The sequence below is a fragment of the Streptomyces sp. 4N124 genome (genome assembly GCF_052245395.1).
Lineage (GTDB): Bacteria > Actinomycetota > Actinomycetes > Streptomycetales > Streptomycetaceae > Streptomyces.
Window position 1 is genome coordinate 86,580 of sequence record NZ_JBQQBS010000036.1, and the last position, 16,570, is coordinate 103,149.

Genomic DNA, 16,570 nt, shown 5'->3' on the forward strand with positions numbered 1-16,570 from the left:
GACCGCCCCCCACGGAAGGAACTCCCGTGCACTCCCGACGTCTCCGGTCCGCCCTGGTGGCCGTCTGCGCCGCCGCGGCCGTGTCCCTCTCCGGCGCCGCATCGGCCGCCGCACACACCTCGACTCCCCCGCAGGCAAACTCCGTCGCCCCCGCACTCACCCCGCTGACCGACCTGTTCGCCGAGCGGCTGCTGCTCGCCGACAAGGTGGCAGCCGCCAAGTACGGCACCGACAAGCCGATCGACGACCCGGTGCGCGAGCAGCAGATCCTGGACGACGTCGCCGCCCGGGCGACCGGGCTCGGGCTGGACCCGGCGGCCGTACAGGCCGTGTTCCGGGACCAGATCGAGGCGAACAAGCTGGTGCAGCGCGGGCTGTACATACGCTGGGACGCGCATCCCGAGGAGCGGCCCACCGAGCGCCCCGACCTGGTCACGGAGGTGCGCCCGCAACTCGACCGCATCACCACCGAGTTGCTGACCGCCTTGAAGGACACGCAGCGGCTGCGGACGTCGCCGTCGTGCGAGCCGCGGCTCTACCTCGCGGCCACCTGGTCGGCGTACCGCCATGAGCTGGACGTCCTGCATCTGAAGGGACTTCAGCGCGCCGTGCCCTCGGTGTGCGGGGGCGGGCCTCAGTCCTGACCGGTGAGGTCACTCGCCCGGTCGATGGTGTCGGCGAGGCGGCGGACCTCCTCGTCCTCGGTGCGGTCCGCCAACTCGGCGGAGTAGTCGGCCAGTCCGGCGAGGGTCGGCGCGCCCGGAAGGGAGTCGTCGCCGTCGAGGGCGTCGGCGAAATAAGCGGCCGCCGCGGTGACCTGGAGGCGCGGTGCGGCTTCGCTCAGGGAGTCCTGGAGGGAGCCGGTCTCCAGTTGGCCGGACTCCTCGTGCGGGGTGCGCGATTCGGGGTCGAGCCAGCGGACGCTCGCGGTGGCGAGGTGGCCGTCGGCGCCGGGCTTGACGCGGACGGCGTAGAGGGCGGTGACGGTGTGGCCGGGACCGACCTCGCCGCCGTCGACGCGGTCGTCCCGGAAGTCCTCGTCGGCGACCTCGCGGTTGTCGTAGCCGACCAGGCGGTACTCGGCGACCGTCTCGGGGTCGAAGGCGACCTGGGCCTTGGCGTCGCGGGCGGTGAGGTCGATGTTCTGCGGGAGCTGCCGCACGAAGACCTTGCGGGCTTCCTCGTCGTCCGAGACGTAGACTGTGTGGCCGTCGCCGTTGTCGGCGAGCTGTTCCATCAGGGCGTCGCCGTAGTCGCTGCCCACGCCGACGCCGAAGAGCGTGATGCCGTGCTCGCGGCGTTCGCTCGCGATGCGTTCGAGGATGGTCTCCGCGTCGGTGTCGCCGGTGTTGGCGAGGGCGTCGGAGATGAGGACGACGCGGTTGGTGGCACCCTCGCGCAGGCCTTCCTCCGCGGTCTCGTAGCCGGTCTCGACGCCCGCGCCGAGGTTGGTCGAGTCGGTGGGCTCCAGGCTGTCGATGGCGTCGTGGACCTCGCCGCGGTTGTCGTCGAGGCGGGTCATCGGCAGCACCTCCTCGGCCTCGTCGCTGAAGGTGACGATCGCGACCGAGTCGTCGTCGCGCAGTTGGTCCGTCATCACGCCGAGGGATTCCTTGGCGAGGTCGAGACGGCCGGGCTCGGCCATGGAACCGGAGATGTCGATGACGAAGGTGAGGGCGGCGGGCGGCCGTTCGCCCTCGTCCTCGGCGGACCGGGTGGCGAGGCCGACCCGGACCAGGGACCAGTCGTCCACGGCGGTGCGGGCGCCGTCGACGGTGACGGAGAAGCCGTCGCCGTCGGGGCGGTCGTAGTCCTGGCGGAAGCTGTTGACGAACTCCTCCGGGCGGACCGTCGACGGGGCGGGCAGGCGGCCCTCGGCGAGGGTGCGGCTGGCGTAGCCGTAGGAGGCGGTGTCGACGTCCAGGGCGAAGGTGGAGAGGTGGTCGGGGGCCGGGGCGAACTCCCGGGATTCGTCGGTTCCCTGGCTTCCTTCGGGCTGCGGCATCGCGGGCGCCGGGAAGCCGGTGTCCGGTGCCGAGTCCGAGGCCTTGCCGCTGTCCGTGTCCTCACCCCCGCCGCAGGCCGTGAGCAGCAGGCCGCTCGCCGCGGTGAGCGTGAGCAGCAGCCGTCGTATGCCGTACCGCTTCAACATCCGTGCCCCCTTCGTCGTCGACGTCTGTGACTGTGACGGCGAAGGGGGCCGGAACGTGCGCTACGGGGCGTTGCGGAAGCGTCTCGATGAGGGCACGGAGCAGGCCTGTCGATACCGGTGGGTGATCCTCCGTTGACCTACGACACCACGTCCTTGCGCGCGAAACCGCGGAAGGCCAGCGCGAACAGCACGAGCGCGTACGTTACGGAAATCGCGCTGCCCTGGATCATGCTGGACCACTCGGGGTTCGGCTGGACGGCGTCGGCCCAGGCGTAGTTCCAGTGCGCGGGCAGGAAGTGCCGCCAGTCGCCGAGGGCGGTCACCTGGTCGAGGACGTTGCCGACGATGGTCAGGCCGACCGCGCCGCCGACCGCTCCGAGCGGCGCGTCCGTCTTGGTGGACAGCCAGAACGCGAGCCCGGCGGTGACCAGTTGGGAGACGAAGATGAACGCCACGACCACCACGAGCTGCTGCGCCGCCGTGCCCGCGTCCACCGCGCCGCCGGTCGGGAGCTGCAGCGGGCCCCAGCCGTAGGCGGCGACGCCGACGGCCAGCGCGACCAGCGGCAGCACGATCATCGCGGCCAGGCTGAGGCCGAGGCCGACGACGAGCTTGGACCACAGCAGCCGGGCGCGTGGCACGGGCGCGGCGAGCAGATAGCGCAGGGAGGACCAGCCGGCCTCCGAGGCGACCGTGTCCCCGCAGAACAGGGCGACCGGGATCACCAGCAGGAAGCCCGCGGACACGAAGAGGTTCACCGCGGCGAAGTTGGCGGCGGACTGGGTGGCCGTGTCCAGCAGCGTGATCCGCTCGCCACCGCCGCTGTCCGGCTCGCCGCCGATCGCGAAGGCGACGACGAGCACGAACGGCAGGGCGGCGAGGATCGCGAACATGACCAGCGTGCGGCGCCGCTTGAGCTGGCGGAGCAGCTCGACACGGAGTGGCAGGGTGCGGCCCGCGCGGTAGCCGGACGCCGTTTCGGCGCGCTCGACGAGCGGCTCGGGACGGCCGGTCTCTTCGGAGCGGCCGGTTCCCTCGGTGAGCGTGCTCATGCGGAGCCTCCGATCAGGGTGAGGAAGGCGTCTTCGAGGCGGCGGTGCGGGCCGACCGACTGGACGGGGATGTCGAGGCGGACGAGTTCGGCGACCAGACGCTGTGGTGTGCCGTCACCGTCGAGCCTGATCAGCAGCCCGTCGTCGGTGGACACGGCCGAGGTGACGCCCGGCAGCGCCGCGACCTTCTCCACGACGGGCCCCTCCACGGGCGTACCGGTGCCGACGAGGAGGGTGTCGCCGGAGCCGATGATCCCCCCTACCTGGCCCGCCTGCACGAGCCTGCCCCGGTCCATCACCACGAGGTGGGTGCAGGACTGCTCGACCTCCGCCAGCAAGTGGCTGGAGACGATCACCGTGCGCCCGGCGGCGGCGTACCGGATCAGCACCTCGCGCATCTCGCGGATCTGGGGCGGGTCGAGGCCGTTGGTCGGTTCGTCGAGGATGAGCAGGTCCGGCAGGCCGAGCATCGCCTGGGCGATGGCGAGGCGCTGGCGCATGCCCTGCGAGTAGGTGCGCACCGCGCGGGCGAGGGCGTCGCCGAGGCCCGCGATCTCCAGGGCCTCCTCGATGTGCGCGTCCTCGGCGGGGCGGCCGGTCGCGGCCCAGTACAGCTCCAGGTTCTCCCGGCCGGACAGATGCGGCAGGAAGCCCGCGCCCTCGACGAAGGCGCCGACCCGGGACAGCACCGGGGAGCCCGGCCGGATGGCGTGGCCGAAGACGCGGATCTCACCGCCGTCCGGGGTGATCAGGCCCATCAGCATGCGCAGGGTCGTGGTCTTGCCCGCGCCGTTCGGACCGAGGAGACCCAGCACCTGGCCCTTCTCGACGCGGAAGGACAGGTCCTTGACCGCGTAACGGTCGGACGACTTCGAGTACCGCTTGCTCAAGTCCGTGATCTGCAGCGGCACTTCGGCGAGTGCGGGGTCCGGCGGCACGGACGCGGTGCGGCGGCGGGCGGTCAGCAGCAGGGCCAGCGCGATGCCGGCGCCCGCGAGCGGCAGCCACCACACCCAGGACGGCAGCGGGGCCGCCGCCGTGCTCACACCGGAGGCCGTGGGCACCGACAGGTCGCCCTTCAGGGAGACGGTGTACGTCGCCGGAGCCGCCGGCGAGGCGTAGCCGAGGTCCGTGGAGGCCAGGACCAGCCGCAGACGGTGGCCCTTGTCGACGTTGTGGTCGATGGCGGGCAGCGTGACCGTGACGTCCTTGCCGGCCTTCGCGTCCGCCACCCTCAGGGGCGTCACCAGCTGGGACGGCAGCACCTGCTGGGCGCCGTCGGGGCCGACGTCGTACACCTTGCCGAAGAGGACGGCGTCGTCGCTGGTGGACTTGACGTGGACGGTGGCCGTCGGCGATCCGGTGATGCGCAGGTCGTCGCCGACGGGGGCCGACTCGAAGGCGGCGTACTGGCCGGGGAAGTCCAGCGAGATGCCGACGCCGAGCGAGGAGAGCTGGGAGAGACCGCTGCCGCCGAGTCCGGGCAGGGCGGAGATGGCGGGCGGGTTGGCGCCGGCCGGGTTGTCGAAGGTCTGCTCGCGGCCGGTGAGGGCGAGGGACTTCTGGCCGCCCTCCAGGCCCGGGTAGGTGTCGGAGCCGGCTCCGCGCAGCGTGGCCTCGCCGTCGGTGGAGTCGACCCCTCCGGTGCGGGTGATGCGGAAGGCGGGGCCGGTGTCGGCGCTCTTGTCGTCCTTGAGGTAGCGGTCGAACCAGGAGTCCACGCGGGCGTTGAGCCGGCTCTCCTCCAGGTCGCCGCCGTCATGGCCGCCCGAGATCCAGTCGACGTCGACGGGGGCGCCGTTGGCGCGGATCGCCTTCGCCGCCGCGTCGGCCTGGCCGAGCGGGAAGAGGGAGTCCATCTGGCCCTGCATCAGCAGTGTGGGCACCTTGATGCGGTCGCCGACGGCCGACGGTGAGCGCTCCTCAAGGAGCTGTCGTGCCTCGGCGTCCGGGGTGCCGGACTCGGCGACCCGATCGTACATCTCGCAGAGCTGGGCCTCGAACTTGTCGCAGCCGCCCGCCGTGTTGAAGAAGACGCCCGCCCACAGCTTCTTGAAGACGCCGTTCGGGAACAGGGCGTCCGCGAGGTTCCAGTAGGTGATCGCCGGGGCGATGGCGTCCACCCGGTCGTCGTACCCGGCGCCGAGGAGGGAAATCGCGCCGCCGTACGAGGCTCCGGCCATGCCCACGCGCGGGTCGCCGGTCCTGTCGAGCTGGACCTGGGGCTGCTTCGCCAGCCAGTCGATCAGCTGGGAGACGTCGGCGACCTCGGCCTTCGGGTCGTTCAGGCCGACCTTGCCGGTCGACTTGCCGAAGCCGCGGGCCGACCAGGTCAGCACCGCGTAGCCGTCGGCGGCGAGGTCCTCGGCCTGCTCGCGCACGTCGTCCTTGCTGCCGCCGAAGCCGTGCGCCAGCAGGACGGCGGGGCGGCGGCCGTCCGCGCCGGAGGTGAAGTACGAGGTGTCGATGCGCACCCCGTCACCCACCGCCATGACCCGGTCGGCGCGGTGCACCGCGGGCGCGTCGTCGGAGGCGACGGCCGTCCACGTACCGGCACCGGCGAGGACGACAACGGCGGCCGCGGCGGCAAGAAGCCGCCGCGGCCGCCCTGGCCCACGCAGTCCGGGCAGTCGAAGATCCATGCGTCAACGGTACGCGGCCAACCTGTCGGCCCCCGACAGCTTCTGGGCGGAACCCCCTGACCTCCCAGGGGCGTAGACGCACCGTCCCGCATACCGCGACCGTGGTACGCGCGCCGTGGTACAAGAACCGCTGTTCGAGGCGCCACTCGATCCATTGAAAGATCACGACACGGCGGGTTTCCGGGGTCGCCCCGGCAGATCCTTGAAGGTCTGCCCCCTTCGCGAACGGAGACGCCCTGTGCGCATCACTGACATCCAGCGCTGCGAGGTCCGGCCCGGACGGCTCGTCGAGTGGACGCTCAGTCCGGCGACCGTGGAGACGGCGGCGGGCCTGCCGGATGACGCCCGGCCACCGGCGTACATCCAGGAGTCGCACATCAAAACGGCGCGAAGTGTGCGGGAGGACGGCCTGTTCGTGCCGACCTGGCTCGGTACGGCCTTCGACATCCCGGGCCGGGTCGACCTGGACGCGCTGCAGGACGCGCTGCGGGGCTGGACCCTCCGGCACGAGACACTGCGCAGCGGCTTCCGGCCGGACGGCGACGAGCTACGGCGCTTCACCCTCGCCCCGGGGGCGGTGTCCCTGCACCGCGAGGACGTCGGCGACTTCCCCGACGCGGACGCACTGGTCCAGCATCTCCAGGACCGCTTCGACGCGACGGCGGACGCGTTGCGCTGGCCGAACCTCATGTACGCGGCGGTCGTCCGGTCCGACTCCACCAGCGTGTACATGGCCTTCGACCACAGCAACGTCGACTCCTACTCGATCCAGCGCATCCCCGCCGAGATCCACGAGCTGTACGCGACCGGCGTCGAGGGCGGTCCGGCTCCGCAGGACCCGGTCAGTAGCTATGTCGACTTCTGCGAGATCGAGCGGGCGGACGCCGACCGCATCGACGAGACCCACGAAATCGTCGCCCGCTGGCGGGAGTTCATCCGCCGCTGCGACGGCAGACTGCCGAACTTCCCCGTCGACCTCGGCCTGGACCCCGGCGCCGGGCTGCCCACGCAGAAGCTCATGCGGGAGACGCTCGTGGACGCGGAGGACGCCGCCGCGTTCGAGGCGTACTGCCGGCCCTACGGCGGCAGCCTCATCGGCGTCCTGGCCGCCACCGGCCTCATCGTCCGGGAGCTCGGCGGGCAGCCCGTCTACCGCACGGTCGTGCCCTTCCACACCCGGGTGAAGTCCCAGTGGTCGGACACCGTGGGCTGGTTCGTGGGCGGCGCGCCGATCGAGGTTCCCCTGGCGCCGGGCCTCGACTTCCCGGCCGCCCTGAAGGCCGTACGCGCCGAGATGCACGCCAACCGGTCCCTGGCCCGCATGCCCATCGCCCGCGTACTGCGGCTGCTCGGCTCCGACTTCCGTCCCACCTCGCCCGACCTGTACTCCATCGTCTCGTACGTCGACGGACGGGACCTGCCCCGCTCCGCCGACTGGTCCGAGCTGGCGGCGTACGGACTGGTGCGGGTGTCCTACGGCGACCAGGTGTGCGTGTGGATCAACCGGCTGCACGAGGGCCTGTGGTTCGCGAGCCGCTATCCGGACACCGATGTCGCGCACAAGAACATGCGGTTGTACGTCGAGCGGCTGCGGGATCTGATCAGGTCGGTGCCACGGTGACGATCACCCCGCTGTGGGCGCTGATGTCAGTGGGGCTCACGAGAGTCCCGTGCACAGTCGATTCACAGCTACGGGTGGGGACAGATGAAGCAGAAGTACACCGCTGCCTGGGTGGGGTTCACGGCGGCGGCGCTGCTGGCGACGGCCGGGTGCGGCGCGGAGGCCTCGAAGGAGACCGCGGAGCAGGCGGTCAAGGCGGTCGGCAACGCGGACAAGATCATGGCGGTACTGTCGCGGGCCGCGGACCGGACCGAGGAACTCGGGTCGGCCGAGGTGAAGATGACCACCTCGATCGACGGCGGCGCCCCGATCGCCATGGACGGCACGTACTCCTGGGGCGACGGGTACGCGTTCGACGTCGAGATGGACACCAAGGCCGTGCAGATGCAGGAACTGACGGACGCACCGAAGGTCCGCTGCCTGTTCGTGGACGGCGACTACTACTACGACGTCGACCCGCAGCCCTCCGGCCCCCTCGCGGGCAAGGAGTGGATGAAGATCGACGGTTCGGCCGTGTTCGGCGAGGACGCCGACCAGGCGCTCAGCGGAAGCTCCGGCGGCAGCCCGGCGGCATCCATGAAGAGCCTGAAGCACGCCGAGGACGTCGAGGACCTCGGCACGGAGACCGTGAACGGGCAGCGGACCACGCACTACCAAGCCGTCCTCGACAAGAGCAAGATGGGCCGGCTCAAGGAGCTCTACGGCGACGACGAATCCCTCTACAACTCGATGCTCGGCGCCGACGGCTCGCTGACCATGGACATCTGGGTCGGCGACAAGGACCTGCCGGTGCGGCTGACGCAGGAGACCGGCGCCATGAAGGTCACCATGGACTTCGAGAAGTTCGGCGCCACGGCCGACGTCGCGGCACCGCCCGCCGCGCAGACCGGTGACCTCACCGAGACGCTCAAGGCAGCACGCGGTCAGTGACACATCTGAGCCCGGGCACGTGCGGTGCCCGGGCTCAGCTGTGTCACTCAGTGGTTGCGCGGGAAGCCCAGGTCCACGCCCGCCGGAGCGTCGGCCGGGTCCGGCCAGCGAGTGGTGACGACCTTGCCGCGGGTGTAGAAGTGCGTGCCGTCGTTGCCGTAGATGTGGTGGTCGCCGAAGAGCGAGTCCTTCCAGCCCCCGAAGCTGTGATAGCCGACGGGGACCGGGATCGGGACGTTCACGCCGACCATGCCGGCCTCGATCTCCAGCTGGAAGCGGCGGGCGGCGCCGCCGTCCCGGGTGAAGATCGCGGTGCCGTTGCCGAAGGGGGAGTTGTTGATCAGCTCCACGCCCTGCTCGTAGGTGTCCACGCGCAGGACGCACAGCACCGGGCCGAAGATCTCGTCCCGGTACGCGTCCGAGCCCGGCGGCACCTTGTCGAGCAGCGAGATGCCGATCCAGTGACCGTCCTCATAGCCCTCGACCGTGAAGTCGGTGCCGTCGAGCACGACCTTCGCGTACTGCGCCGGGGCGCCCTTCACATACGACGCCACCTTGTCGCGGTGGGCCTTCGTGATCAGCGGTCCCATCTCGGACGTGGGGTCGTTGCCCGGGCCGATCTTGATCTTCTCGGCGCGCTCGCGGATCTTCTCGACCAGTTCGTCACCGATCGAACCGACCGCGACGACGGCCGAGATCGCCATGCAGCGCTCGCCCGCCGAGCCGTACGCCGCCGACACCGCCGCGTCCGCCGCCGCGTCCAGGTCGGCGTCCGGGAGGACCAGCATGTGGTTCTTCGCGCCGCCGAGCGCCTGGACGCGCTTGTGGTTGGCGGAGGCGGTGGTGTGGATGTACCGGGCGATCGGGGTCGAGCCGACGAAGGAGACGGCCTTGACGTCCGGGTGCTCCAGCAGGCGGTCGACGGCCACCTTGTCGCCGTGGACGACGTTGAAGACGCCGTCGGGCAGCCCGGCTTCCGCCAGCAGCTCGGCGAGCTTCATCGACGCCGACGGGTCCTTCTCGGACGGCTTCAGCACGAAGGTGTTGCCGCACGCGATGGCCATCGGGAACATCCACATCGGGACCATCGCCGGGAAGTTGAACGGCGTGATGCCCGCGACGACGCCCAGCGGCTGCCGGATCGAGGCGACGTCCACGCGGCTGGCGACCTGCGTGGACAGCTCGCCCTTCAGCTGCACGTTGATGCCGCACGCCAGGTCGACGATCTCCAGGCCGCGCGCGACCTCGCCGAGCGCGTCGGAGTGCACCTTGCCGTGCTCGGCGGTGATCAGCTCGGCGATGGCATCCCGGTTGGCGTCGAGCAGCGCCCGGAACTTGAACAGGATGTTGGTGCGCTGGGCCAGCGAGGACTGGCCCCAGGTGACGTAGGCCTCCTTGGCGGCCTGCACCGCCGCGTCCACCTCGTCGACCGAGGCGAACGCGACCTTCGTGGTGACCGCGCCGGTGGCGGGGTCGGTGACCGGCCCGTACGTACCCGACGCGCCGTCGACGGTCTTGCCGCCGATCCAGTGGTTGACGATCTTCGTCATGGCTGAGCTCCAGTCATTCCTTCACAGAGGGCGGCGTCGGGCAGTGACGTGCCGGTCGTACTCCTCGCGGGCCTTCACCGCCGACGAACGGGTCGCGGTCTCGGCCACAGGTACATCCCACCAGGCCTGCGCCGGAGGCGGGCCCGACACTGTGTATGCCGTTTCGGTCTCGACGTAGACACATGTGGGAGTGTCGGCGGCGCGCGCCTCGGCGAGCGCCTCCCGCAGGTCGGCCACGGTCTTCGCGCGCAGCACGCGCATGCCGAGGCTGGCGGCGTTGGCGGCGAGATCCACCGGCAGCGGGGCGCCGGTGAACGTCCCGTCGCCGGAGCGGAAGCGGTAGGCGGTGCCGAACCGCTCGGCGCCGGTCTCCTCCGAGAGGCCGCCGATGGACGCGTACCCGTGGTTCTGCACGAGCAGCATCTTGATCGCGACGCCCTCCTGCACGGCCGTGACGATCTCGGTCGGCATCATCAGGTAGGTGCCGTCGCCGACCAGCGCCCACACGGGCCGGTCGGGCGCCGCGAGCTTCACGCCGATCGCGGCCGGGATCTCGTAGCCCATGCAGGAGTAGCCGTACTCCAGGTGGTACTGGTCCGCCGACCGCGCCCGCCACAGCTTGTGCAGGTCGCCCGGGAGCGAGCCGGCCGCGTTGATGATGATGTCCGACTCGTCGACGATGGCGTCCAGCGCGCCGATGACCTGCGGCTGCGTCGGCCGTACATCGGGCTCCTCGGCCTCGAAGCAGGCGTCGACGCGCTGCTCCCAGCGCTCCTTGTCCTCGCTGTACTCGGTGACGTACGCGTCGGGGACCCGGTGGCCGTGCATGCCCAGCGACTGGGTGAGTTCCTGGAGGCCGCTGCGGGCGTCCGCGATCAGCGGCAGACCGGAGAGCTTGTGGCCGTCGTACGGGGCGATGTTGAGGTTGAGGAAGCGGACGTTCTCGCCGGTGAAGAGGGTGCCGGAGGCCGTGGTGAAGTCCGTGTAGCGGGTGCCGACGCCGATCACCAGGTCGGCGGTGCGGGCGAGTTCGTCGGCGGTGGCGGTGCCGGTGTGGCCGACGGCGCCGACGTCCTGCGGGTGGTCGAAGCGCAGGGAGCCCTTGCCCGCCTGGGTGGAGGCGACCGGGATGCCGGTGGTGCGGGCGAACTCCTCCAGCGCCTCCTCGGCACGGCTGTGGTGGACACCGCCGCCCGCGACGACGAGCGGGCGCCGGGCGGCGCGGATCGCGTTCACGGCCTCGGCGAGTTCGGTCGGATCGGCTCCTGGCCGTCGTACGACCCAGGTCCGCTTGGCGAAGAACTCGTCCGGCCAGTCGTAGGCCTCGGCCTGGACGTCCTGGGGCATCGCGAGCGTCACCGCGCCGGTCTCCACCGGGTCGGTGAGCACGCGCATCGCCTGCAGGGCCGCCGGGATCAGGGCCTCGGGGCGGTGGATCCGGTCGAAGTACCTCGACACCGGGCGCAGCGAGTCGTTGACGGAGATGTCGCCCGCGTACGGCACTTCGAGCTGCTGGAGGACCGGGTCGGCGGGGCGGGTGGCGAAGATGTCGCCGGGGAGGAGCAGCACCGGAAGGTGGTTGATGGTGGCGAGGGCGGCGCCCGTGACCAGGTTGGTCGCGCCCGGGCCGATGGAGGTCGTCACCGCGTGCGTGGACAGGCGGTTGGACTGGCGGGCGTAACCGATCGCCGCGTGCACCATGGACTGCTCGTTGCGGCCCTGGTGGTACGGCATGTCATCGGCGTACTCGAGCAGCGCCTGGCCGAGCCCGGCGACGTTGCCGTGGCCGAAGATGCCCCAGGTGGCGTCGATGAGCCGGTGCCGTATGCCGTCCCGCTCCGTGTACTGGACGGACAGGAAGCGCACCAGCGCCTGTGCGACCGTCAGCCTCGTCGTTGAGGTCATCGGTAACCCTCCGTGTGATCCGGGTGGAAGCAGATCCGCCACTCCCGAGTCTCGCCGGGCCCCGCCATGACGTTCAGGTAGTACATGTCGTGGCCGGGCTGGGCGATCGACGGGCCGTGCCATCCGTCGGGGACGAGGACGGCGTCTCCGGAGCGGACCTCCGCGAGGACGTCGGAACCGCCCTCACGGGAGGGGAATACGCGCTGATAGCCGAAGCCGTTCGGGCCGTCGATCTCGAAGTAGTAGATCTCCTCGAGCTCCGCTTCCTCGCCGGGCCGGTGCTCGTCGTGCTTGTGCGGCGGATACGAGGACCAGTTGCCGCCGGGTGTGATCACCTCGACCGCGATGAGCTTGTCGCACTCGAACGCGTCGGCGGAGGCGAAGTTGCGCACATGGCGTGTGCGGTTGCCGCTGCCACGCTGCTCGACGGGGACCTCCGGCGCGGGGCCGTAGCGGGCGGGGAGTCGTCGCTCGCACTTCGCTCCTGCCAGGGCGAAGCGGCCTCCCGCGCCGGAGGCGATCTGTACCCGGGCGTCACGGGGCGCGTACGCGAAGTCGGTGACCGACGCGAACACGCTCTCCCTGCCCAGGAGTTGGAATACCTCGTCCTCCACTTGCACCGTACAACCACCGCTCAGCGGCACCACGATCCACTCACTGTCACCAGTGGTGAAGGTGTGCGAACCACCCGCCTCCAGCTCGACGATCCGCAGACTGGAGTGGGTCCAGCCGGCCAGCTTGGGGTCGATGTCAAGCGCGTAGTGCGGGTCGGCGGTGGTGCCCTTCGGGACGTACAACTCGTTGCTCATGCGGCCCTCACAGCAGTCCTACGGCGGTGTCCACGGCGGCGGCCACATCGCCGTCCGCCGGGTACAGCAGCGAACGGCCGACCACCAGGCCCTGGACGGTGGGCAGTTGGAGGGCGCCGCGCCATTTCTCGTACGCGCCGTCCTGATCGTCCCCGACATCGCCGCCCAGCAGCACGGCGGGGAGGGTGGAGGTCTCCATGACCCGGGCCATGTCGTCCGGGTTGTCGGTGACGGGGACCTTCAGCCAGGTGTACGCCGAGGTGCCGCCCAGGCCGGAGGCGATGGCGATCGACTTGGTGACGGCGTCGGCGGAGAGATCGTTGCGGAGCTTTCCCTCGGGCGTACGACGGCTGATGAACGGCTCGACGAACACGGGGAGCCCGCGGGCGGCCATGTCGTCGATCGCGCGGGCCGTGGACTCCAGGGTGGTGAGGGAGCCCGGGTCGTCGAAGTCGATCCGCAGCAGCAGCTTGCCCGCGTCGAAGCCGAGGCGCTCGATGTCCTGGGGGCGGTGGCCGGTGAAGCGGTCGTCGAGTTCGAAGGAGGCTCCCTGGAGGCCGCCGCGGTTCATCGAGCCCATGACGACCTTGCCGTCCAGGGCGCCGAGCAGCAGCAGGTCGTCCAGGATGTCGGCGGTGGCGAGGACGCCGTCGACGCCGGGTCTGGCGAGGGCCAGGCAGAGGCGTTCCAGCAGGTCGGCGCGGTTGGCCATGGCGAACTTGCGGTCGCCGACGCTGAGCGCGCCGCGGGCGGGGTGGTCGGCGGCCACGATCATCAGCCGGCCCGAGTCGCCCAGCAGCGGCCGGCGGACGCGGCGGGCGGCCGCTTCGGCGATCGCCTCGGGGTGGCGGCTGCGGGTGCGGACCAGCGCCTCGATGTCGACGGTCACAGCACGGCTCCCGCGGTGAGGGCGGCTTCCACTTCGGCGGGGGTCGGCATGGCGGACGAGCACTCCAGTCGGGAGGCGACGATGGCACCGGCGGCGTTGGCGTGCCGCATGATCTTCTCCAGGTCCCAGCCTTCGAGGAGGCCGTGGCAGAGGGACCCGCCGAAGGCGTCACCGGCGCCGAGGCCGTTGAGGACGGTCACGGGAAGGGGCGGGACTTCGGCGCTTTCGCCCTTGCTGTTGACGGCGAGGACGCCCTTGGGGCCCTGCTTGACGACGGCCAGCTCGACTCCGGCGTCGAGGAGGGCGCGGGCGGCGGCGTGCGGTTCGCGGACACCGGTGGCGACCTCCACCTCGTCGAGGTTGCCGACCGCGACGGTGGTGTGGCGCAGGGCCTCGGTGTAGAAGGGGCGGGCCGCGTCCGGATCGGCCCAGAACATGGGGCGCCAGTCGAGGTCGAAGACCGTCGTACCGGCCTTGGCGCGGTGGGCGAGGGCCGCGAGGGTCGCCGTACGGCTCGGCTCCTCGCTCAGGCCCGTGCCGGTCACCCAGAAGACGCTCGCGTCGCGGATCGCGTCGAGGTCGAGCTCATGGGCGTCGATCTCCAGGTCCGGGGCCTTGGGGCGGCGGTAGAAGTACAGCGGGAAGTCGTCCGGCGGGAAGACCTCGCAGAAGGTGACGGGGGTGGGCAGTCCGGCGACCGGGGTGACCCAGCGGTCGTCGACGCCGAAGTCCCGCAGCGCCTCGTGGAGGTAGGTGCCGAACGGGTCGTCGCCGGTACGTGTGATCACGGCGGTACGGCGGCCGAGGCGGGCCGCGGCGACCGCGACGTTGGTCGCCGAGCCGCCGAGGAACTTGCCGAAGGACGTCACCTGAGGCAGCGGGACACCCGTCTGCAGCGGGTAGAGGTCCACGCCGATCCGCCCCATGGTGATCAGGTCGTACGCCATCGCGTTCCCTTCGTATCGGCTCTCTCCGGCTTTCTAGACCCCGATGGCGCGCCCTGTCAATGTTTTGTCCAGACATTCGGACCAGACCTTGACAGGCCTGCCGTGGCGGCCGGAAGCTGGCCGCCATGACTTCGTTGTCACCACAGTCCTCACTGTCCCGCATCCGGGTCGGGTCGGCGCCCGACTCCTGGGGTGTGTGGTTCCCCGACGACCCGCAGCAGGTTCCCTGGCAGCGCTTCCTCGACGAGGTCGCGCAGTCCGGCTACGAGTGGATCGAGCTCGGCCCGTACGGCTATCTGCCGACCGACCCCGCCGTGCTCACCGAGGAGACCGCGCGGCGTGGCCTCAAGGTGTCGGCCGGGACGGTCTTCACGGGGCTGCATCACGGTGAGGCCGTGTGGGAGAAGACGTGGGCGCATGTCGCGGACAACGCGGTGCTCGCGCAGGCGATGGGGGCGAAGCACCTGGTCGTCATCCCGTCCTTCTGGCGGGACGACAAGACCGGTGAGGTGCTGGAGCCGAGTTCCCTGACGGCCGAGCAGTGGCGGAACCTCGCCTCGCTGACCGAGCGGCTGGGGAGTCGAGTGCGGGAGGAGTACGGCCTGCAGATCGTCGTCCATCCGCACGCCGACACGCACATCGACAGCGAGGAGAACGTCGTCCGGTTCCTCGACGCGACCGACTCCGGTCTGGTGTCGCTGTGCCTGGACACCGGGCACTACGCGTACTGCGGTGGGGACAGCGTGAAGCTGATCGAGACGTACGGTTCGCGGATCGGGTATCTGCATCTCAAGCAGGTGGATCCGGAGATCCTGGCGGAGGTGCGGGCGGAGGGGACGCCGTTCGGGCCCGCGGTGGCGCGGGGTGTGATGTGTGAACCGCCGTCCGGGGTGCCGGCGTTGGGGCCTGTGCTGGAGGCTGCGCAGCGGCTGGATGTGGATCTGTTCGCGATTGTGGAGCAGGACATGTATCCGTGTGCGGCGGATGTGCCGTTGCCTATTGCGCGGCGGACGCGGGCGTTTTTGAGGTCGTGCGGGGCGTAGGGGCGCCTACTGGTCTGCCGGGTTGCGGGAGTGGGGCGGCTGCGGGTTGTGGGGGTTGTTCGCGCAGTTCCCCGCGCCCCTTACGGGGCGCTGCAAGCAACCCGCGTGTCACAAATGACCCCCTCGTGTCACACATGTCGCATGTTCGCGAGTCATCCGTCACACCCGGTGCACAGGCCCTGACCCGCGCTCACTCTGTGTCGTTCACCGGACACAGGCTTTGTGATCGCCAGCGCAGCGCCCGGTACCCCCGACGGCCGTTCCCGGCTGCCACCGCGGTGCGCGCAGGGAGGTGCACCTCATGACCGACCGAAGGCTCTGGTCCTACAAGGAGATCGCGGCGCACATCCGGGTGCAGCCGGACACCGTGCGGTCCTACCGCAAGCACGGGCTGCTGCCGCCACCCGACCATGTGGAGGGCGGCAAACCGTACTGGTACGCGGACACCGTCCGGGAATGGGTCGCTTCCCGCCCGGGCAACCGGGCCCGTAGAGAGGAGTGAACAGCGCCCCGTCCAGGGGGCTGACCGCGCCGCGCCTGCCCGGAGGCTGCCGGGCAGGCGCGGCGCGTTCAGCTCCACGGCTCGATGACCGTCACGCCCGCTCCCGGTGCCGTGCCCATCGCGGCGAGGGCCGCGGGTGTCGCGTCCAGCGTGATGGTGGAGGTGACCAGGAGGTCGGGGCGCAGGGCGCCGGTCCGGACCAGCTCCAGCATGGGCGGGTAGGTGTGGGCCGCCATGCCGTGGCTGCCGAGGAGTTCCAGTTCCAGGGCGATCGCGCGGGCCATCGGGACGGGGGTGGTGCCCGTGGACGACGGCAGCAGACCGACCTGGACGTGCCGGCCGCGGCGGCGCAGGCCGTTCACGGAAGCGGCGCAGGTCGCGGGCGCGCCGAGGGCGTCCAGGGAGAGGTGGGCGCCGCCGCCCGTGAGGTCGCGGATCGCCGCCGCCGTGTCCGGCGTCCTCGTCCCGTCCACGCACTCCGCCGCCCCGAACTTCCTTGCCAGATCCAGGGCTTGGGCGGATACGTCG

General features: G+C 71.0%; 14 protein-coding genes. 5 read left to right on the plus strand and 9 right to left on the minus strand.

The window, feature by feature from the left end; translation table 11 throughout:
- The first annotated feature begins 26 nt into the window (after positions 1-26).
- Complete coding sequence (locus ACTWQO_RS30800; RefSeq protein ID WP_443240643.1) at positions 27-644, plus strand: chorismate mutase; 618 nt, start codon at positions 27-29, stop codon at positions 642-644.
- Here the strand turns inward: ACTWQO_RS30800 and ACTWQO_RS30805 are convergent.
- The 3 genes from ACTWQO_RS30805 to ACTWQO_RS30815 all read right to left on the minus strand — a co-directional run bounded on the left by ACTWQO_RS30805 (position 635) and on the right by ACTWQO_RS30815 (position 5,846).
- Positions 635-2,152 carry a YfbK domain-containing protein gene (locus tag ACTWQO_RS30805; RefSeq protein ID WP_443240644.1) on the minus strand — a complete coding sequence of 506 codons (1,518 nt, stop codon included), beginning with the start codon at positions 2,150-2,152 and terminating at the stop codon, positions 635-637. The genes ACTWQO_RS30800 and ACTWQO_RS30805 overlap by 10 nt on opposite strands.
- A gap of 137 nt (positions 2,153-2,289) precedes the next feature.
- Positions 2,290-3,204 carry an ABC transporter permease gene (locus ACTWQO_RS30810; protein WP_443240645.1) on the minus strand — a complete coding sequence of 305 codons (915 nt, stop codon included), beginning with the start codon at positions 3,202-3,204 and terminating at the stop codon, positions 2,290-2,292.
- Positions 3,201-5,846 carry a CocE/NonD family hydrolase gene (locus ACTWQO_RS30815; RefSeq protein ID WP_443240646.1) on the minus strand — a complete coding sequence of 882 codons (2,646 nt, stop codon included), beginning with the start codon at positions 5,844-5,846 and terminating at the stop codon, positions 3,201-3,203. Before ACTWQO_RS30815 ends, ACTWQO_RS30810 begins: the two co-directional genes overlap by 4 nt.
- A gap of 238 nt (positions 5,847-6,084) precedes the next feature.
- Here ACTWQO_RS30815 and ACTWQO_RS30820 point away from each other — a divergent pair, with 238 nt between their 5' ends.
- Positions 6,085-7,467: a condensation domain-containing protein gene (locus tag ACTWQO_RS30820; RefSeq protein WP_443240647.1), complete on the plus strand. Its 1,383-nt coding sequence runs from the start codon at positions 6,085-6,087 to the stop codon at positions 7,465-7,467.
- Between the two features lie 84 nt (positions 7,468-7,551).
- On the plus strand, positions 7,552-8,397 hold the full coding sequence (locus ACTWQO_RS30825; protein WP_443240648.1) for a hypothetical protein: 846 nt from the start codon (positions 7,552-7,554) through the stop codon (positions 8,395-8,397).
- A gap of 47 nt (positions 8,398-8,444) precedes the next feature.
- Here the strand turns inward: ACTWQO_RS30825 and mmsA are convergent, their stop codons facing one another.
- From mmsA to iolC, 5 genes are read right to left on the minus strand one after another with little or no spacing between them, the layout of a single operon-like run.
- Positions 8,445-9,947 (minus strand): CoA-acylating methylmalonate-semialdehyde dehydrogenase, encoded by a 1,503-nt coding sequence (gene mmsA, locus ACTWQO_RS30830; RefSeq protein ID WP_443240649.1) that lies wholly within the window; start codon positions 9,945-9,947, stop codon positions 8,445-8,447.
- 21 nt (positions 9,948-9,968) lie between these two features.
- Complete coding sequence (gene iolD, locus ACTWQO_RS30835; protein WP_443240650.1) at positions 9,969-11,852, minus strand: 3D-(3,5/4)-trihydroxycyclohexane-1,2-dione acylhydrolase (decyclizing); 1,884 nt, start codon at positions 11,850-11,852, stop codon at positions 9,969-9,971.
- Positions 11,849-12,661, minus strand: coding sequence for a 5-deoxy-glucuronate isomerase (gene iolB, locus ACTWQO_RS30840; protein ID WP_443240651.1), 813 nt, complete (start codon positions 12,659-12,661; stop codon positions 11,849-11,851). Before iolB ends, iolD begins: the two co-directional genes overlap by 4 nt.
- A gap of 7 nt (positions 12,662-12,668) precedes the next feature.
- A complete protein-coding gene (locus ACTWQO_RS30845; RefSeq protein WP_443240652.1) occupies positions 12,669-13,550 on the minus strand; it encodes a Cgl0159 family (beta/alpha)8-fold protein in 882 nt (293 codons plus the stop codon).
- Positions 13,547-14,497: a 5-dehydro-2-deoxygluconokinase gene (gene iolC, locus ACTWQO_RS30850; RefSeq protein WP_443240653.1), complete on the minus strand. Its 951-nt coding sequence runs from the start codon at positions 14,495-14,497 to the stop codon at positions 13,547-13,549. Before iolC ends, ACTWQO_RS30845 begins: the two co-directional genes overlap by 4 nt.
- A 125-nt stretch (positions 14,498-14,622) precedes the next feature.
- Here iolC and ACTWQO_RS30855 point away from each other — a divergent pair, with 125 nt between their 5' ends.
- Both ACTWQO_RS30855 and ACTWQO_RS30860 read left to right on the plus strand, forming a co-directional pair.
- Positions 14,623-15,540 carry a sugar phosphate isomerase/epimerase family protein gene (locus ACTWQO_RS30855; RefSeq protein WP_443240654.1) on the plus strand — a complete coding sequence of 306 codons (918 nt, stop codon included), beginning with the start codon at positions 14,623-14,625 and terminating at the stop codon, positions 15,538-15,540.
- A 301-nt stretch (positions 15,541-15,841) separates the two neighbouring features.
- Positions 15,842-16,042, plus strand: a complete 201-nt coding sequence (locus ACTWQO_RS30860) for a helix-turn-helix transcriptional regulator (protein ID WP_443240655.1) — start codon at positions 15,842-15,844, stop codon at positions 16,040-16,042.
- A gap of 68 nt (positions 16,043-16,110) precedes the next feature.
- Here the strand turns inward: ACTWQO_RS30860 and ACTWQO_RS30865 are convergent.
- Positions 16,111-16,570: zinc-binding dehydrogenase (locus tag ACTWQO_RS30865; RefSeq protein WP_443240656.1), on the minus strand; the 460-nt coding region annotated here is incomplete at its 5' end.

What these genes read in the sequence shown, in the direction of transcription:
- ACTWQO_RS30805 (WP_443240644.1), bottom strand. Translation starts at nt 2,152, where the DNA reads ATGTTGAAGCGGTACGGCATACGACGGCTGCTGCTCACGCTCACCGCG.
- ACTWQO_RS30810 (WP_443240645.1), bottom strand. Translation starts at nt 3,204, where the DNA reads ATGAGCACGCTCACCGAGGGAACCGGCCGCTCCGAAGAGACCGGCCGT.
- ACTWQO_RS30815 (WP_443240646.1), bottom strand. Translation starts at nt 5,846, where the DNA reads ATGGATCTTCGACTGCCCGGACTGCGTGGGCCAGGGCGGCCGCGGCGG.
- ACTWQO_RS30825 (WP_443240648.1), top strand. Translation starts at nt 7,552, where the DNA reads ATGAAGCAGAAGTACACCGCTGCCTGGGTGGGGTTCACGGCGGCGGCG.
- mmsA (WP_443240649.1), bottom strand. Translation starts at nt 9,947, where the DNA reads ATGACGAAGATCGTCAACCACTGGATCGGCGGCAAGACCGTCGACGGC.
- iolD (WP_443240650.1), bottom strand. Translation starts at nt 11,852, where the DNA reads ATGACCTCAACGACGAGGCTGACGGTCGCACAGGCGCTGGTGCGCTTC.
- iolB (WP_443240651.1), bottom strand. Translation starts at nt 12,661, where the DNA reads ATGAGCAACGAGTTGTACGTCCCGAAGGGCACCACCGCCGACCCGCAC.
- iolC (WP_443240653.1), bottom strand. Translation starts at nt 14,497, where the DNA reads ATGGCGTACGACCTGATCACCATGGGGCGGATCGGCGTGGACCTCTAC.
- ACTWQO_RS30855 (WP_443240654.1), top strand. Translation starts at nt 14,623, where the DNA reads ATGACTTCGTTGTCACCACAGTCCTCACTGTCCCGCATCCGGGTCGGG.
- ACTWQO_RS30860 (WP_443240655.1), top strand. Translation starts at nt 15,842, where the DNA reads ATGACCGACCGAAGGCTCTGGTCCTACAAGGAGATCGCGGCGCACATC.